14 protein-coding genes are annotated in these 17,144 nt (G+C 59.9%); 2 read left to right on the plus strand and 12 right to left on the minus strand.

Annotated elements, in window-relative coordinates; translation table 11 throughout:
• The first annotated feature begins 10 nt into the window (after positions 1–10).
• A complete protein-coding gene (locus QSV77_RS19245) occupies positions 11–907 on the plus strand; it encodes a ribokinase (protein WP_302734703.1) in 897 nt (298 codons plus the stop codon).
• Positions 908–916: 9 nt separating this feature from the next.
• On the opposite strand, the gene QSV77_RS19250 is transcribed toward QSV77_RS19245, so the two are convergent.
• The 12 genes from QSV77_RS19250 to QSV77_RS19305 form a co-directional block, all read right to left on the minus strand.
• Positions 917–1,687 (minus strand): glutamine amidotransferase, encoded by a 771-nt coding sequence (locus tag QSV77_RS19250; protein ID WP_302734704.1) that lies wholly within the window; start codon positions 1,685–1,687, stop codon positions 917–919.
• A gap of 24 nt (positions 1,688–1,711) precedes the next feature.
• The gene (locus QSV77_RS19255; protein ID WP_302734706.1) at positions 1,712–2,779 is read right to left on the minus strand and encodes a phosphotriesterase; all 1,068 of its coding nucleotides are present in this window, start codon (positions 2,777–2,779) and stop codon (positions 1,712–1,714) included.
• 4 nt (positions 2,780–2,783) lie between these two features.
• A complete protein-coding gene (locus QSV77_RS19260; protein ID WP_269699981.1) occupies positions 2,784–3,788 on the minus strand; it encodes an ABC transporter permease in 1,005 nt (334 codons plus the stop codon).
• Positions 3,785–4,588, minus strand: a complete 804-nt coding sequence (locus QSV77_RS19265) for an ATP-binding cassette domain-containing protein (protein WP_142841985.1) — start codon at positions 4,586–4,588, stop codon at positions 3,785–3,787. Before QSV77_RS19265 ends, QSV77_RS19260 begins: the two co-directional genes overlap by 4 nt.
• A complete protein-coding gene (locus QSV77_RS19270; RefSeq protein WP_142841984.1) occupies positions 4,585–5,538 on the minus strand; it encodes a substrate-binding domain-containing protein in 954 nt (317 codons plus the stop codon). Before QSV77_RS19270 ends, QSV77_RS19265 begins: the two co-directional genes overlap by 4 nt.
• Positions 5,539–5,572: 34 nt before the next feature.
• Positions 5,573–6,598 (minus strand): LacI family DNA-binding transcriptional regulator, encoded by a 1,026-nt coding sequence (locus tag QSV77_RS19275; protein WP_302735277.1) that lies wholly within the window; start codon positions 6,596–6,598, stop codon positions 5,573–5,575.
• Positions 6,599–7,255: 657 nt separating this feature from the next.
• Positions 7,256–8,908 (minus strand): OFA family MFS transporter, encoded by a 1,653-nt coding sequence (locus QSV77_RS19280; protein ID WP_142841983.1) that lies wholly within the window; start codon positions 8,906–8,908, stop codon positions 7,256–7,258.
• Between the two features lie 113 nt (positions 8,909–9,021).
• The gene (locus tag QSV77_RS19285; RefSeq protein ID WP_142841982.1) at positions 9,022–9,363 is read right to left on the minus strand and encodes a formate dehydrogenase subunit delta; all 342 of its coding nucleotides are present in this window, start codon (positions 9,361–9,363) and stop codon (positions 9,022–9,024) included.
• A 67-nt stretch (positions 9,364–9,430) separates the two neighbouring features.
• Entirely contained in the window at positions 9,431–12,313 is a 2,883-nt protein-coding gene (gene fdhF, locus QSV77_RS19290; RefSeq protein ID WP_302734707.1) for a formate dehydrogenase subunit alpha, read from the minus strand.
• Positions 12,314–12,317: 4 nt separating this feature from the next.
• Entirely contained in the window at positions 12,318–13,874 is a 1,557-nt protein-coding gene (locus QSV77_RS19295) for an NADH-quinone oxidoreductase subunit NuoF (RefSeq protein ID WP_302734709.1), read from the minus strand.
• Entirely contained in the window at positions 13,871–14,350 is a 480-nt protein-coding gene (locus QSV77_RS19300; RefSeq protein WP_046801244.1) for a formate dehydrogenase subunit gamma, read from the minus strand. Before QSV77_RS19300 ends, QSV77_RS19295 begins: the two co-directional genes overlap by 4 nt.
• 103 nt (positions 14,351–14,453) lie before the next feature.
• Positions 14,454–15,389, minus strand: coding sequence for a LysR family transcriptional regulator (locus QSV77_RS19305; RefSeq protein ID WP_142841979.1), 936 nt, complete (start codon positions 15,387–15,389; stop codon positions 14,454–14,456).
• A gap of 190 nt (positions 15,390–15,579) precedes the next feature.
• Between QSV77_RS19305 and QSV77_RS19310 the strand changes: the two genes are divergently transcribed.
• The gene (locus QSV77_RS19310) at positions 15,580–17,058 is read left to right on the plus strand and encodes a helix-turn-helix transcriptional regulator (RefSeq protein ID WP_302734710.1); all 1,479 of its coding nucleotides are present in this window, start codon (positions 15,580–15,582) and stop codon (positions 17,056–17,058) included.
• Positions 17,059–17,144: the final 86 nt, after the last annotated feature.

Raw genomic sequence — 17,144 nt, forward strand, 5'->3', positions numbered from 1 at the left:
AAAGTTCTTCATGCGCGCCTTTGTTATCGGCAATATCGCACTCGATGAAACCTATTCCATTTCCGCGCTGCCCGAGGCAGGCGCTTCGATATTTGGCGAGCAGGCCTCGCGCAGTCTCGGTGGAAAAGGCTGCAATCAGGCCATTGTTCTTTCACGATGCGGCGTCGAAACCACGCTGGTTGCTGCCGTCGGCATGGACGATCGCGCCATTGCGATCGGAAGAGCGCTCACCCGCGAGCGCCTGACACCGAATCTCATTCCCGTCGACAGCCCCACCAGCGATATTTCCATCATTCTGACAACTCCGGACGGCGAAAACTCGATCATCACCACCCGTGCAGCAGCAGCAGCGCTTGATGAAAAGGCAGCCTTGAACGCGCTTGGCGACGCCGCATCCGGTGACCTCCTCGTCCTGCAGGGCAATCTCTCGGAAGAAACAACCCTCGCCATTCTCAATGCGGCAAGATCGAAGGGGTTAAATACGGCCTTCAATCCTTCACCCCTGCAACCCTGGTTCGCAAGCGTCCTGCCGCTTATCGATATCGCCGTTCTCAATCGTATCGAGGCTGAAGCGCTGACCGGCGAGAACGGTGCCGAGGCTGGCGCTTTTCTGCTGCGTGCCGGTGTCGGCCTCGTCATCGTCACGCTTGGTGGACAGGGCTGCGTGCTCGTGTCCACCGAGGGTGCTACCGAAGTGCCGGCCGCACCCGCCGCAATCGTCGACACCACGGGTGCCGGCGATTGCTTCACGGGCGTGGCGCTTGCTTCCGCCATGCTTCGCGGTGTCGCCGTGGATGCGCGCGCCCTTGAAGATGCCTCAAGGGCCGCCGCCATCACGGTCGGTCGCCGTGGTACGCAGGATGCCTTTCCCAGCCATGAAGAGCTGATGGCCATTCTGCGGACTTAGCCCCTCCGATCACGACTTTTCCGTCAGCCAGCCGAGAATGTTCTTCCACAGGCGACCATACCCGTCCCATTCGCAGAAGGCAGGAGAGAGCCAGTGCGGACCGATGTCGGAGGTCCATGCCGCCGTGCGGCCCTTGCCGAAACGTCCGGTCACGAGCAGGGGATGGGAACCCTGATCTTCCGGCAGCCGGGCAACCACCTCGACATCGGCGCGATCGCGAACCTCGACCTCGTTCACCCCGAGCAGAAGCGGCCACTCGCCAGAAAGGCCCGCGACGGTCGGATGGTCGGGTTTCAGAATATCTGCGGTCGAGCCTTCCGGAATTTCCACCCGGTCATCCCAGGGAAGGCAGGTCACGGGCAAAGTATCTTCGACCGGCGTACGACGCCAGCGGGCCTTGCCGTCGATCCCCTGGAAGGAAAAATAACCGCCGACCATCAGCAGGCCGCCGCCCTTTTCGACCCAGGCCTTCAGCAGTTTCAAACGGTTCGGCACTGTTTTGGAGTGCAGCCAGACGGCTGGCGGCAATAGAAGCGAATTTGCGCCGATATCTGAAAGAATGATCGCGTCATAGACGTCCAGTCCGGCCATCTCGAACGGGAATTTTTCCACCGCATCGTGGGCTGTCATATAGGTCAGCTCATAGTCGCTGCCCTCCAGCGCCTTGACCAGAGGCTCGGCTCCGAGATGGAAGGTGACGCTGCCGAACTGATCGAAACCTTTGTAGTGAGTAGCCGAGCTGACCCAGCTTTCACCGACGAGAAGCACTTTTTTTGTCATGATCTTTCCATTTCCATAAGTTCATCAGGCCTTCGCCTGAAAGACCGAGAGCGGATTATCCCGCATAAGGGTTTGAAGAGCGGTGTCGCCAAGACCGTGCCGTTTCAGGCGCGGCAGGAAATGCTTGAGAATATAGGCGTAGCCATTGCCGCCATATCGCGTCAGCATCATTTTCAGGAAGACGTCATGGGAGAGGAGAATACGATCCAGGTAACCGCGTTGCGCCAGCGCGACGATGGAGCGGGCTGCATCCTCGTCGCTCGGGCATTGCACCTGCTGGTCGGCATAGAAAAAATCCATGCCGATCATGTCGTATTCGATGAAGGCGCCGCGCGCGGCAAGCTCCCCCTGATAGGCCAGATCGTCATGCGAAGGGTTCATGTGGCAAAGAACGGTATGCTTTAAATCCGCCCCCTCCCCGGCGACGATGTCGAGAACCCTGTGCCCCAGCCGCAGCCATCCCGGCAGATGTACCATTAGCGGCAGGCCGATACGGACCTGTGCCTGTGCCGCGCCGCGCAGGGATTTCTCCTCTTCCGGTGTGAAATCGGCGGAGACGCCGATTTCACCGATCAGGCCAATCTTGATGCCAGTGCCATCGACACCATGCAGCGCCTCGCCGACGATTTCGTCCGCAATCGCCTCGACACTGAGGTTCGCCACCTTTCCGGGATGGGATGAGGCAAGGTAATAGCCCGCGCCCATGACGATGTTGAGCCCGGTGGCCTCGGATATCCTTTTCAGCGCCGCCGGGTTTCGGCCGATCCCCTGGCAGGTGGGCTCGACGACCGTTTGCCCGCCGGCACTGACAAAATCCATCAATTCCGCAATCGCCAGCGGCTCGTCATCCAGCGTAATATTATGCCTGTTGACGAAAGGGTCCTGGCGTAACTCGCCGAGGATTTCCATACAGACGAAACCATCGGCCAGATATTGCCGCTCCGGCGTTTTCGGCGCATGCCACCAGCACCGGCAATCATTGAGAATATGCTCGTGCATCAACGTCACACCGAGCTGTTCTGCCGGAACGGGCCCGCGCACGGTCATGACCTTGCCGGAACGGACATGTCCTTCGGACAATTCTGAGGTCATGACATCAACCCTTTCTTTTCACGCCGAAACGGAAATTGGTGGTGAAGATGCGCGTGTTGAGCCAGATAGCGGCAAGGATGATCGCACCAGTGACGATCTGGGTGAAAAACGGCGAGATATGCATGAGGATGAGGCCATTGCCGATCACCGCGATCGTCATGGTACCGAGCACGGTGCCGAGAATGGTGCCGCGGCCGCCCATTAGTGATGTCCCGCCGAGAACCACCGCCGCCACGACCTGCAATTCAAAGCCGACCGCAGCATTAGAGGAACCCGAACCCAGCCGGGCCGCAATCAGGAGACCGGCAATGGCGGACGCCACCCCGGCGCCGAGATAGACGGAAGCGAGAATCCACTTCGCCGGCATGCCGACGCGCCGAGCCGCCTCAAGGTTGGAGCCGACGGCCACGACGCGGCGTCCATATCGTGTGCTCGAGAGAATGACATAGGCGATCGCCGTCATGAATATTCCGATCAATGCCGGAACGGGCATACCCAGCAAGTCGCCGCGACCGAGATAGAAAAAGCCCGGCGCGTCAGGTATCGGTATGGAATAACCCTGGGTGATGTACAGTGCCACGCCACGCAGGATCGACAGGCCGGCCAGTGTGACGATGAATGCTGGAATGCCCTGATAGGCGATGAACCAGCCCTGCAGCAGGCCAAGCACCCCACCCAGCATCAGCATGGCCACCAGAACCAGCGGCCAGGCGTAACCCGCCGCCAGCAGAATGGCGCCAACGGCATTGATAAGCGCCACCATGGAACCGACCGACAGGTCGATACCGCCGGTTATGATAACCAGTGTCATGGCAATCGAGACGATCAGGATCGGCGCGGCCTGACGAATGACATTCAACAGATTGCCGGCCGTCAGAAACGTATCCGTCGTGGCGGAGAAAAACACCAGGCAAAGGGCGAAAAACACCGCGATCGACAGGACTTGCGCATTTTCCGCGATGAAATCCGACAGCGGTGAGCCCTTGGCGCGTTCAGTATAGACGTTCAATGGCGTTGTCCTCCCACGATCAGCCGGACGAGGTCTTCAAGGCCGGTCTCGTTGATCTGGCGCTCCGCCACCTTGGTGCCCTCATACATGACAGCAATGCGGTCGCAGACGCGGAAGAGATCCTGAAGGCGATGGGTGATGAGAATGACCGATACGCCCTTCGCCTTGACGCGATTGATGAGCGAAAGCACGGCTTCCACCTCCGCAACGGCAAGCGCCGAGGTGGGCTCATCCATGATCAGGACCTTTGGATTGAAAGAGGCCGCCCGGGCAATGGCAATCGCCTGGCGCTGGCCGCCGGAGAGCTTTTCCACCTTGGCGGTGAGACGCGGTATGCGGATTTCCAGCGCATCCAGCATCTTGCGAGCCTCCGTAAGCATGGTTTGCCGGTCGAGGAACGGTCCCTTGGTGATTTCACGTCCAAGGAAGAGATTCCCCACCACATCGATATGGTCGCAGAGGCTCAGGTCCTGAAAGACCATTTCAATGTTGCGGTTACGGGCGTCGGCCGGGCCCGAAAGGCGAATGGTTTCGCCTTCCATTGTGATCGTGCCCTCATCTGGAATGTAAGTTCCCGAGATTACCTTGGTCAGGGTCGATTTGCCCGCGGCATTGTCGCCGACGAGGCCGAGGCATTCACCAGGAAAAATGTCGAGATCGACACCCCGAAGTGCTTGATGCGACCCGAATGTCTTGCGGATGTTACGCAACGAGATACGCGCTTCACGATCGGCTTGCCGGGAGAGAATATCTCCCCCGGTGCCGTCGACAGCGCCTGTGTGCTGTCCGGCGGCAATCATTTGAAAACCGCGCGGTAGGGTTCAACATTGGCCTTGGTGACGATGGTTATCGGCACGGCGATGGTCTTTTCGACGGTGCCGCCATCGGCAACCGTCTTGAGCGCCTTGACAGCAGCCGCACCCATTGCGGCGGGATCCTGCTGGATGACACCTGCGACATAACCCGCATCGATACCGGCGATCGCCTGCTTGGTCAGGTCCCAACCAAAGACCTTGATGTCCTTCTGCTTGCTCTGGCTTTCAACGGCAGCGACCGCGCCCAGAAGGGCCGGCTCACCCGTGGCATAAATTGCGGTCATGTCCGGATTGCCGGTGATCAGGTTTTCCGCTGCGGAAAGTGCGGTGTCCTGAACATTCTGGCCATCGACAACACCGGCAGCCGTAATGCCGGACTTGTCCTTGATGGTTTCTTCAAAGCCCTTCTGGCGAATGTTCTGAATAAAGGAATTCAGCGCGCCGACGACGCCGATCTTGGCCTTGCCGCCCATGTCTGATTTCACGTAGTCGAGGAAGAATGTCCCCATGTCGGCACCCGCTTTGCCGTTATCCACGCCGATCTGCGCCTTCTGCGGGCCTTCCGGCAGAATGGCGTCAATCGCAACGACGGGAATATTGGCGGCAGCCGCCTGCTTTACGGCCGGCATGATGCCGTTGACGTCAATGGCGACGACGGCGATGCCGTCCACTTTCTGCTGGATGTAGGTTTCGATCGCGCTGTTCTGGGCTGCGGGATCGTTATTGGCATTAAAGATTACCAGCTTGACGCCGGCTTCTTTCGCCGCTTTTTCCGCACCTTCGTTCATCTGGTTAAAAAACAGCGCCTGCTGATTGATCTGCACCAGGGCAATGGTCTTTTCAGCGGCATGAACCAGACCGGCAGACAAGGTCGCGCCGGAAAGGACGGTCGCAGCGAGAGCCGCAGAAAAATATCGACGTTTCAAATTTGGCATTATCGTTCTTCCTCTGTTAGTTCGTTGCTTTTTATTAGATCGCGGGCGGCGCAACGGATTCACGCACGACGATTTCGACGGGCAGCAACTCCTCCGATGGAAACGGAGGGTCCTGATCCCAATTGGTTTCAAGCAGAAGCGACAGGGCGCGCTGGCCAATGGCGCTGACAGGCTGGCGAATGGCGGTGAGCGGCGGCGCAAAAAGATGCAGTGGCCCGACATCATCAAAGCCGATCATCGAGACATCCTGCGGAATGCGCACGCCTTCAGCACGCAGGACCTCGATAAACCCGATGGCGATTTCGTCCGAACTTGCGAATATCGCCGTCGCCGGACGCCCCTCCTCCAGAAAGCGTCGGGCAGCCGCCCGGCCGAATTCAACTGTATATGCGCCGCAATATCTGGAAATCGAAAGCTCCGCCTGCGCCACTCTTTCGGAGAGTGCGGATCTGAACCCGCTGAAACGACGTTCTGTACTGATCATGTCCTCGGGACCACCGACGTAAAGCACCTGGCGATGGCCGTGCTCCGCCAGATGCGCTCCCGCGAGGCGCCCCCCCTGCTCGTTATCGCAAAAGAGCTTGGGAACGATTGCGCCCGGCACATCTTCATCCACCACCACGACCTTGCCGGTCGTGTTGATCAGTTCTGCCAGTTCATCGGTATTGGGATGGTTGGTGATAAAGACGAGCCCATCGACATGGTTACGGGCAAGCAGTCGCAGATATGACAATTCGCGACCCGTGCGGTTCAGCGTGGCAAACAGCGATACGGCAAGACCGCGTCGATCTGCCTCTTCTTCCACGGCCGCGACGAGCATGCCGAAAAACGGATTGCCGATATCTGGAACCACAAGGCCGATCGTGTCCGAGCGCCCGCGGCTCAAACGCCGGGCGTGGGGATTAGGGACATAATTGAGCTCACGAATAGCGCTCTCGATGCGCGTTTTCGTCTCTGCCGGCAGCTCCAGCGTACCGTTCAGCAATCGTGATATCGTCGCAACGGAAACACCCGCGGCCCGGGCAACGTCCTTCAGACTGGTCGCATGATTTCGCGCCATCATATTCCCATTTCCTGTTCCACTCATCGGGTCTTTTTCGACCTCTCTTCGGTTTGTAAATCGCTTTACTAAACCGGTTTACAAAGAAATCCAAAATTCGAACGGAGTCAATATGGTTTCGTCGCCGCCACGAAAATTGCTGCCAGGCAAGGGTGTCGCCCGCGTTTCGATCTCCCGAGCGGATCGACAGGCGTGACAGGGCGAGATTGTGGGTGACCGATCAAACGTTAAGCCGAAAACCCGCAATCGCCGAGAGAACCGGCCTGCTGCCGACCGTGAGATAACTTGGGAAGAACAAAGTCTCCCGCACCCCTGACGCCGGGGAAATTACTAAAGGACGCCCAATCCAAACGAGTTCGTTGGACGTGCTCTATCCTTTTGTTTTTCCAAGTTTTCCGGACGTAAAACAGGCAAGCATTTTTACTGAAAAATGCTCCAAGACGTGGCTTGGCTGACAAATTCTCGAGGGTCAGATGATTGCGAAGCGGGATTTGAACCCGCCGTGAACCGGAGTTTTTCGCAAACGGGGGGCGGCTTACCGGACATGGGTCCGAGCCGCCCCCTGATATGGCCTGATCAAATGATATGCCGACCGTGGGCCGGCACGCACTTCTCCGGGTGGCACGTTGATTAGCGCCACCCGAACGGGATGAACGCTCAGCCGAACAGCGCCAGACTGCTCTTTACCGTGACCCACACGCCCCAGAGGAGCGGTATGCCGACAGCGAGCCAGGCAAAGACAGCCTTGGTGTCGAGACCGCCCCTGCCGATGCCGAAGGAACCGGTCGGGCCGGCGCTGGCGGCAGCGGTTTTTGCCTGAAGTGCGGCAACCTCCGCATCCGACATGAACCATTTCTCCGGCAACGGCCTCACCAGCGCATTGGCGACAAGGCCAATCGCCAGCATGCCCGCCAGAATATACATGGTGCTGGTGTAAAGCGCCGGACCCGGCGCAACACCGGCTGCTATCTGCGCTTCACGGATGTAATTGACCACCACCGGTCCGGCAATACCGGCCGTTGCCCATGCCGTCAGCAGCCGGCCGTGGATGGCGCCGACGAACTGCGTGCCGAAGATATCGGCGAGATAGGCTGGAATGGTCGCAAAACCACCGCCATACATCGACAGGATGATGCCCAGAGCCAGAACGAAGAATGCCTTGGAACCCATCGTCGCCAGTGTCGGGGCCAGCGCGTAAAGAATGATGCCGAGGATGAAGAAGCAGAAGTAGGTGTTCTTGCGGCCCAACTTGTCGGACATGGAGGCCCAGAAGAACCGCCCGCCGATGTTGAACAACGACAGCAGACCAGTGAACCCTGCCGCGATGGCGGCAATCTGCGCCTTCTGCCCCGCATCCAGCTCGGCGAAGCCCACGCCCGGCAGGCCGATCAGCGAGCCGGCGAAAATTTCCTGCAGCATCGGCGAGGCCATGCCGATAACACCGATGCCGGCCGAGACGTTCAGGCACAGAACCGCCCAGATCAGCCAGAACTGCGGTGTCTTGTGCGCGTCACGCAGATGCACGTGACGATGGGTTATCATCGCGCTCTTGGCCGCAGGCGCCGTCCAGCCTTCCGGACGCCAGCCGGCCGGCGGAATGCGGTAACCGAAGGCGCCGGCCATCATGAAGGCGAAATAGATCAGCGCCATGACGACGAAAGTCTGCCAGACGCCGACGGAAACATCCGTCTTGAAGGTGTTCATCAGGATATTGGCAAGCGGTGCGCCGATCATCGCCCCACCGCCGAAGCCCATGATGGCCATGCCGGTCGCCATGCCGCGACGATCGGGGAACCATTTGATCAGCGTCGAGACCGGCGAGATATAACCAAGGCCGAGACCGATACCGCCGATGACACCCGCGCCCACCCACATGAGCCATAATTGATGCGTCATGACGCCGAGTGCTGCGACCAGAATGCCGCCGCACCAGCAGCAGGCGGAAACGAAACCGGCCTTGCGTGGTCCCACCCGCTCCAGCCAGCCGCCCCAGATTGCCGCCGAGCAACCCAGGAGGACGAAAAACAGCGTGTAGATCCAGCCAAGATCGGCCACGCGCCAGTTGCACTGCGTGGTAAACAAAGCGCCGACAAGGGTGAGACTGGAGCAGCTGGGGTCCGTCGCCGGCAGGGCCTTCGACAATGGCAGCCAGAAAACACTGAAGCCATAGGCCATGCCGATGCACAGATGAATGGCCAATGCTGCCGGCGGCACCAGCCAGCGGTTAAATCCGGGTTTTGCTATGATCCGTTCGCGGTCCAGAATTCCGGCCTGCACCGGTTCTCCCGCAGATACGCCTGCTACTGCCATCGACATTACCTCCCTCGTGGATGTCTGGACAAATTTCATACGCCCCATATGGCAGGGCGAAACCGCCGAATGCTCTCCCATGCGGCAATAGATAAAGGCGGCCCTCGCCGCGTTCAGTGTCTGGTTTCGGGAATACTCGGCTCGGACAGGGACTCACCCGCAGCCGGCCCCTTGCCTCCCGGCGCGCCCTTTGCATCCTCCCCAAGCCCCACCGCATCGGCGGTGGGTGTTCCGGGTCTCTTGATCTCCGCTGAGGCTGCGATCACCAGCGGCAGAAAATCGCCGGCACCGGCATCCACGATCTCGAAAAACCGGCGGCGCATGCGCGGCTCCCAGAATTTGTTGATGTGGGTGGCGACACCGTCAATGCGGACATCCTCCGGCTGAGACAGGAAAAAAGTCGCGATCTGGTTCGCCATTCTCACCAGTTTTTCGTCGGTGTGATTAAGCAACATACTGTTCCCCGCGCCGCCTGCCGGTCGGCGTCCATGTTTCAAGTGGCCGGGGCACCCCCGGCCCCGATTATTCGGCTGCCTCCAGCTTGCCGGTGATCCGCCGCGACTGGCGGCCGAGCGCGTCATATTCCTCCTGCCATTCCGTCGGCCCATTGGAAGGTGATATCTGCACGGCGGTCACCTTGTATTCGGGACAGTTCGTTGCCCAGTCGGAGAAGTCGGTGGTGATGACGTTCGCCTGCGTGCCGGGATGGTGGAAGGTCGTATAGACCACGCCCGGCGCCACGCGGTCGGTGATCAGCGCCCTCAGCGTCGTATCTCCGGAGCGGCTGGCAAGCTTCACCCAGTCACCATCCTTGACGCCGCGCTGTTCGGCATCATGCGGGTGGATTTCCAGCCGATCCTCCTCATGCCACACGACGTTTTCCGTGCGCCGTGTCTGCGCGCCGACATTGTACTGCGACAGGATGCGGCCGGTGGTGAGCAGCAGCGGAAAGCGCGGGCCGGTGCGTTCATCCGTCGCCACATATTCCGTGCGGATGAACTTGCCCTTGCCACGTACGAAACCGTCCACATGCATGATCGGCGACCCCTGCGGGAACTTCTCGTTGCAGGGCCACTGCACCGAACCGTTCCGCTCGAGATAATCATAGGAAACGCTGGCGAAACTCGGTGTCGTCGCCGCAATTTCATCCATGATTTCCGACGGATGTGCATAGTTCCATGAAAGCCCCATGGCCTGCGCCAGCTTCTGTGTCACCTCCCAGTCGGCAAAGCCGTTCTTCGGCGACATGACCCGGCGCACGCGGTTGATGCGGCGTTCGGCATTGGTGAAGGTGCCGTCCTTTTCGAGGAAGGTGGAACCGGGCAAAAAGACATGCGCATAATTCGCGGTCTCGTTCAGGAAGAGATCGTGCACCACAACGCATTCCATGGCGGCAAGACCGGCGGACACGTGCTTCGTGTCCGGATCGGACTGGAGAATATCCTCGCCCTGAATGTAGATGCCCTTGAAGCTGCCATCCACGGCAGCGTCTAGCATGTTGGGGATACGCAGTCCCGGCTCGTTGTTGAGCTTTACGCCCCAGAGTTTCTCGAAGATGTCGCGCGTGGCGTCATCGGAAATATGCCGGTAACCCGGAAGCTCATGCGGGAACGAGCCCATATCGCAGGAGCCTTGAACGTTGTTCTGCCCGCGCAGCGGATTGACGCCCACGCCGGGGCGGCCAATATTGCCGGTTGCCATGGCCAGATTGGCAATCGCCATGACCGTGGTCGACCCCTGGCTGTGCTCGGTCACGCCAAGGCCGTAATAGATCGCACCATTGCCGCCCCGGGCATAAAGGCGGGCGGCCCCGCGCAGTTCTTCCGCCGGAACACCGGTGAAACTTTCGGTTTCTTCCGGGCTGTGCTGAGGCTCGGCAACGAAAGCGGCCCAATCCTCGAATTCAGACCAGTCGCAACGCTCGCGGATGAAGGCCTCGTTGAACAGGCCTTCGGTGACGATCACATGTGCAAGCGCTGTCAGCACGGCGACGTTGGTGCCGGGCTTCAGCGGCAGGTGGAAGGACGCCTCCACATGCGGGCCGCGCACGAGATCGATACGGCGGGGATCGATGACGATGAGTTTTGCGCCCTGCCGCAGCCGCTTTTTCAGCCGGGAACCGAAGACCGGGTGCCCGTCCGTCGGATTGGCACCGATGACCACGACGACGTCGGAATGCTCCACGCTATCGAAATTCTGCGTTCCCGCCGAGGTGCCGAAAGCCTGACCGAGACCATAGCCCGTGGGTGAGTGGCAGACGCGGGCACAGGTATCGACATTGTTGTTGCCGAAACCGGCACGGATGAGTTTTTGAACGAGGAAGGTTTCCTCATTCGTGCAGCGGGACGAGGTGATGCCGCCGATCGCTTCCCGGCCATATTGGCCCTGGATGCGCTGAAACTCCGACGCGACATGGGAGAAGGCCTCTTCCCAGCTGACTTCCCGCCAGGGATCGCTGATCTTTTCGCGGATCATCGGGTTGAGGATACGGTCCCTGTGGGTCGCATAGCCATAGGCGAAACGGCCCTTGACGCAGGAGTGCCCGCGATTGGCCTGCCCGTCCTTCCACGGCACCATGCGCACCAGCTCTTCGCCGCGCATTTCCGCCTTGAAGGAACAGCCGACACCACAATAGGCGCAGGTCGTGACCAGCGAATGCTCCGGCTGGCCGATCTCGATCACCGATTTTTCCGTCAGTGTCGCGGTGGGGCAGGCCTGCACACAGGCACCGCAGGAAACGCAGTCGGAATCAAGGAAGGCCTCATGCGCGCCGGGTGACACGCGGCTTTCAAAACCACGCCCTTCAATCGTCAGTGCAAATGTGCCCTGCACTTCCTCACAGGCGCGCACGCAACGCGAGCAGACAATACATTTGGAAGGATCATAGGTGAAATAGGGATTGCTTTCGTCCTTCGGCATCCAGCGGGCATTGAGATCGCCATCACCGGTGCGTGCCTTGACGTGATTGTCACCTTCATAACCGTAGCGCACATCGCGCAGGCCCACGGCACCCGCCATGTCCTGCAGCTCGCAATCGCCATTGGCCGCGCAGGTCAGACAGTCGAGCGGGTGATCGGAAATATAAAGCTCCATCACACCCTTGCGGATCTGCTTCAGCCGCTCCGTCTGCGTATGCACAACAAGACCGGCGGCGACAGGCGTGGTGCAGGAGGCGGGAGTGCCGTTGCGGCCTTCCACCTCGATAAGACAGAGCCGACAGGAACCGAACGCATCCACCATATCGGTGGCGCAGAGTTTCGGCACGTCGATACCCGCTTCGCGTGAGGCCCGCATGATCGACGTTCCCGCCGGTACGGTGATCTGCCGGCCGTCGATGGTGAGCGTCACCATGTCCGTTGCGCGGGATTTCGGGGTTCCGTAGTCGAATTCAGAAACAAGGGCCATGGTCTTACTCCGCCGCTTCAACACGTGGGATGGGGGCAAAATCATCAGGGAAATGCCGGAGCGCGCTCATGACGGGATAGGGCGTAAAGCCGCCAAGCGCACAAAGCGAACCGAATTTCATGGTCTCGCAGAGATCTTCAAGGAGCGCCGTATTTTTCTCCCGCTCGATGCCGAGCGCGATCCTGTCAACCGTCTCGACGCCGCGCGTCGAGCCGATGCGACAGGGCGTGCACTTGCCGCAGCTTTCAACGGCGCAGAATTCCAGCGCGAACCGGGCCTGATGCAGCATGTCGGCGGTGTCGTCGAAAACCACGATACCGGCATGCCCGATGAGGCCACCAGCCGCCGTAAAGGCTTCATAGTCGAAGAGCGTGTCGAACAGCGAAACCGGGAAATAGGCGCCGAGCGGACCGCCCACCTGCACCGCCTTGACGGGACGTCCGGTGATCGTGCCGCCACCGATATCGTTAACCAGCTGGCCGAGCGGCAGGCCGAAGGCGGTCTCGTAAAGCCCGCCATGTCGTATGTTTCCGGCAAGCTGGATGGGGATCGTGCCATGCGAACGGCCGACGCCGAAATCGCGGTAAAAGGCGGCACCCAGATCCATGATGACCGGAATGGATGCCAGCGAAATCACATTGTTGACGACGGTGGGTTTTCCGAACAGTCCCTGCAGGGCGGGTAGCGGCGGCTTGGCACGCACGGTGCCGCGCTTGCCTTCCAGGCTGTTGAGAAGTGATGTTTCCTCGCCGCAGACATAGGCGCCGGCACCCATGCGCACTTCGAGATCAAAGGCCCGCCCGGAACCGAGGACGGAGGCGCCGATGATGCCTTCACGGCGGGCGATTTCGATTGCCTGCTCCATGACCTTGATCGCGTGCGGATATTCCGAGCGCGTATAGATGAAACCCTTCGTCGCGCCAACGGCAAGGCCGGCAATCGCCATGCCTTCGATCAGCACAAAGGGATCGCCTTCCATGATCATGCGGTCGGCGAAGGTGCCGCTATCGCCCTCGTCCGCATTGCAGACGATATATTTCTGGTCGGCCACCGCATCGGCAACGGTCTTCCATTTGATGCCCGTGGGGAAACCTGCGCCGCCGCGCCCGCGCAGGCCGCTTTCGGTCACCTGGGCGACAATGTCGAGCGGCGCCATGGCGACGGCTTTTTCGAGGCCTTTCATGCCCTGATAGGCGCGATAATCCTCAAGCGACAATGGATCAGTGACGCCGCAGCGCGCAAATGTCAGACGCGTCTGGCTTTTCAGGAACGGGATGTCCTTGGTCGGCCCGAGACAGAGACGATGCTCGCCGCCGGTCAGAAAATCCGCATCGAAAAGCGAGGCGACGTCGCCGGCGTTCACCGGCCCGTAGGCGATGCGGCCATGGTCGGTGCGCACTTCGACCAGCACTTCGAGCCAGAGCATGCCGCGCGAACCGTTGCGGACAATATGCACATCAAGATTACGGCTGGCCGCCTCCCGTGCAATGGCGTCAGCCACGCGGTCTGCGCCAACGGCAAGCGCGGCGGAATCGCCGGGAACAAAAACGGTGACACTCATCGGCGCGCCTCCGTCAGAATGTCGCCAAGACAGTCCTCGTCAAGGCGGGCATGGACTTCGCCGTCCAGCATCAGGGCCGGCGCCTGCGCACAAAGCCCGAGACAGAAAACCGGTTCCAGCGTGACGGAGCCGTCAGCGGCGGTTTCATGCCAGTCAAGGCCGAGCCGGGACTTGATGGTATCCGCCAGAGGCTCGCCACCCATCGACTGGCAAGCCTCGGCGCGACAGAGCTTCAAGACATGTCGGCCGGAAGGATGATCACGAAAATCGGGATAGAAGGTTACGACCCCATGCACCTCCGCCCGCGACACATTCAGTGCGGAGGCGATGATCTGCTTGGCGCTTTCGGGAATGTAGCCGAATTCTTCCTGAACCGCGTGCAGGATGGGCAGCATCGGCCCTTCGAGGTGAAGAAAGTCGTCAATGACCGCGGAAACACGGGCCGCCTCATCTGCGGCAACCGCCTGGATATTCATAAGCCAGTCCTCCCAAACCGACAGGGGCAAGGATGGCGGGCGGGACATTTTCAGCCCTTTCGCAGCCCCTGCATTGACAGCGAGAATGGCGAGAGCGGCAGGATCAGGTCAATACGGTGTTTCCGTCGCTCGATAGGGATTTCCTATCAAAAACCAGCTCCGAAGCGCGCTGCCGCGCCTCATGAAGAAGCGCCGAAACCAGCGGCGTGTGCGGTTCGCGGTAAGTCGCAATCAACCCCACGAGATGCTCAGCATCGGGCTCGATGATCGGGATCATTTTTATCTGCTTTGGAAAACCAAATGATTCCGCTATGTTACGCGGCATTATTGAAGCCCATTGTCCGGTTCGAATATGGGAAAAAAGCACGATCATCGAATTGGATTCGAGCGTAGGTTTCACCTCCACACCCGCTTCCGCCATGTGCTTGTTGATGATGCGGCGGTTCTGCATGTCCGAAGTCAATAGGCATAGCCTAAGACCGGCAACCTGCCTCCAGGTAACGCTTTCCTGATCGGCCAAAGGCGTTCCGGCCGCTGCAATCAGGTGATATCGCTCCGAATAAAGCGGCACCGTCGTCACCCGCCCCAGCGGCTCATTGTCGAGATAGCTGATTCCCGCATCGATCTCGAGATTCTCGATCTGGCTCAAGACTTGAAGCGAGGTACGTGACGTCACGGAAAAGGTAACATCCGGATGGCGCGCCTGAAACGGTTCCGTCAATCGCGGCACCATTGCAAGCGCGGTGGGAATGACCGCAAGGCGGATATGGCCGGCCAGACCCTTGCGGGCGGCGCGCATTTCCTCGCGCATGGTGCGCGTATCGGCAACGATGCGGCGCGCCCATTCCAGCACACGCTGGCCCTCCGGCGTCAGCCCCTGATAACGAGCGGCGCGCACCACCAGAACGACACCCAGCTGATCCTCCAGTTGCCGGATCGCCGCCGAGAGGCTGGGCTGCGAAATACCGCATTCCTCCGCGGCCCGCCCGAAATGCTCCGCGCGCGCCAATGCGATGAAAAATTCCAGCTTGTCGATCATGCGTCCTCCCATGACACGTGTCGCTGCGCGCGACAGCACGCAACCGGACACTAGTGCCTGACGCGCCTTGTCGCAAATCCGGCAGCAACAGGAGACTGCCGGATCGCGGAAACACAGGCAGGACCTCATTGCAACACTTGCCGCAACCATGCGTTATAATCGGGTCAAGGATCAGGATATCGGGGGAAGCATGGACGCGATCGCAGAGGTTCCGAAGATCAACCGGCTGGTATTGCAGAATCTGATCGCCGGGCTGAGCGACGGCTTGATCCTGCTCGAGAACGACGGAACGATTGCCTGGGCAAACAGGGCGGCACTTCGTATGCACCGCATCGAGGCACTTGCGGATCTGGGAGAGGATGCCGCGGCCTACAGGCGCAATTTCACGCTTCGTTATCGCAACAACCATTTGCTCGAAGAGGGACAATATCCGCTTGAGCGTCTTCTGGCCGGCGATGATTTCGACGACGTGACGGTTGAAGTGTCGCCGAGCGGCAATGAGGAGGAGTGCTGGGTCCATACGATACGTGGCCTCGTTCTTGAGGATGCCGGTGCCAGACCCGATGTTCTCGTCCTCATCATCCGCGACGAGACACCCCGTTTCGAGGCCGAAGCCCGCTTTGAAAGCGCCTTTAACGCAAACCCTGCCCCGGGCTTGATCTGCCGGCTGGAAGACGAGCGTTTCATCCGCGTCAATCAGGGCTTTCTTGAAATGACCGGCTTCACGCGTGAGGAGATTATCGGCGTGAGCGTCGAGGAGCTTGGACTGTTTTCCGAATGCGACACCGGCGAGGACGCACTGAAGCGACTGCATGAGGGCAGGATCATCCGTCAGCGGGAGGCGCTCATTCCCATACCGGGAGGCGACAGGCTGGTGATCGTCGCCGGCGAAACCATCGCGGTTGCCGAAGAGCCCTGCATGCTCTTCACCTTCGCCGATCTTGACGGGCGTCGCAGGGCACAGAACGCGCTGCGCCAGAGCGAGGAACGGTTCTTCAAGTCTTTCCGCCTTTCGCCCGCACCCGCTGCCGTTTCGCGGCTGGAGGATTTCGTGCTGACTGAAGTCAACGACGCCTTCCTGCAGCTATGCGGCCGCAAGGAGCCGGAGGTGGTGGGAAAAACCGCCGGCGAATTGCGACTTTGGGAAGATGTGGCGGCGCGCCGGGATATTGAGAAGCGGCTGAAGGACAACATCCCCATCCGCAACGAAAATATGCGTATGAAGCTGAGCGATGGCGGCACGGCCGAATGCATCGTTTCTGCCGAACGCGCCGAGATCAACGACCAGCAATGTGTCATCTGGGCGATACAGGACGTGACCGAGCGCAGACGCTCGGAAAATGAACTGATCGAAGCGATCGAAAGCGTGATGACCGATACCTCATGGTTCAGCAGAACCGTCGTCGAAAGACTGGCGGGACTGCGCCAGAACGCGCGCAGCGCGACGCCGTCGGCATCGCTGAAGGACCTGACGGATCGCGAGGAGGAAATCCTGTCGCTGATCTGTGACGGGTGCAGCGACAGGGAAATGAGCGACAGGCTTCATCTTTCCAAGCACACCATCCGCAATCACATCGCGTCGCTTTATGGCAAGATCGGCGTGAACCGCCGGACCGCCGCGGTTATCTGGGCACGCGAACGGGGCTTTTCCGGCCGCAGGGAAAAATAGCGGCCTGCTTTTGCCAAAATAGGTCACTTTATACCAGTTCAACTAGTAGAAAATGCTCTGCTTCAGGCCATTGCACCGCACTACCT

The organism is Agrobacterium sp. V1 (assembly GCF_030518355.1).
In the GTDB taxonomy this organism is placed as follows: Bacteria; Pseudomonadota; Alphaproteobacteria; order Rhizobiales; family Rhizobiaceae; genus Agrobacterium; species Agrobacterium cucumeris.

What these genes read in the sequence shown, in the direction of transcription:
- QSV77_RS19265 (WP_142841985.1), bottom strand. Translation starts at nt 4,588, where the DNA reads ATGATTGCCGCCGGACAGCACACAGGCGCTGTCGACGGCACCGGGGGA.
- QSV77_RS19300 (WP_046801244.1), bottom strand. Translation starts at nt 14,350, where the DNA reads ATGAATATCCAGGCGGTTGCCGCAGATGAGGCGGCCCGTGTTTCCGCG.
- QSV77_RS19270 (WP_142841984.1), bottom strand. Translation starts at nt 5,538, where the DNA reads ATGCCAAATTTGAAACGTCGATATTTTTCTGCGGCTCTCGCTGCGACC.
- QSV77_RS19305 (WP_142841979.1), bottom strand. Translation starts at nt 15,389, where the DNA reads ATGATCGACAAGCTGGAATTTTTCATCGCATTGGCGCGCGCGGAGCAT.
- fdhF (WP_302734707.1), bottom strand. Translation starts at nt 12,313, where the DNA reads ATGGCCCTTGTTTCTGAATTCGACTACGGAACCCCGAAATCCCGCGCA.
- QSV77_RS19310 (WP_302734710.1), top strand. Translation starts at nt 15,580, where the DNA reads ATGGACGCGATCGCAGAGGTTCCGAAGATCAACCGGCTGGTATTGCAG.
- QSV77_RS19250 (WP_302734704.1), bottom strand. Translation starts at nt 1,687, where the DNA reads ATGACAAAAAAAGTGCTTCTCGTCGGTGAAAGCTGGGTCAGCTCGGCT.
- QSV77_RS19280 (WP_142841983.1), bottom strand. Translation starts at nt 8,908, where the DNA reads ATGGCAGTAGCAGGCGTATCTGCGGGAGAACCGGTGCAGGCCGGAATT.
- QSV77_RS19295 (WP_302734709.1), bottom strand. Translation starts at nt 13,874, where the DNA reads ATGAGTGTCACCGTTTTTGTTCCCGGCGATTCCGCCGCGCTTGCCGTT.
- QSV77_RS19275 (WP_302735277.1), bottom strand. Translation starts at nt 6,598, where the DNA reads ATGGCGCGAAATCATGCGACCAGTCTGAAGGACGTTGCCCGGGCCGCG.
- QSV77_RS19255 (WP_302734706.1), bottom strand. Translation starts at nt 2,779, where the DNA reads ATGACCTCAGAATTGTCCGAAGGACATGTCCGTTCCGGCAAGGTCATG.
- QSV77_RS19245 (WP_302734703.1), top strand. Translation starts at nt 11, where the DNA reads ATGCGCGCCTTTGTTATCGGCAATATCGCACTCGATGAAACCTATTCC.
- QSV77_RS19285 (WP_142841982.1), bottom strand. Translation starts at nt 9,363, where the DNA reads ATGTTGCTTAATCACACCGACGAAAAACTGGTGAGAATGGCGAACCAG.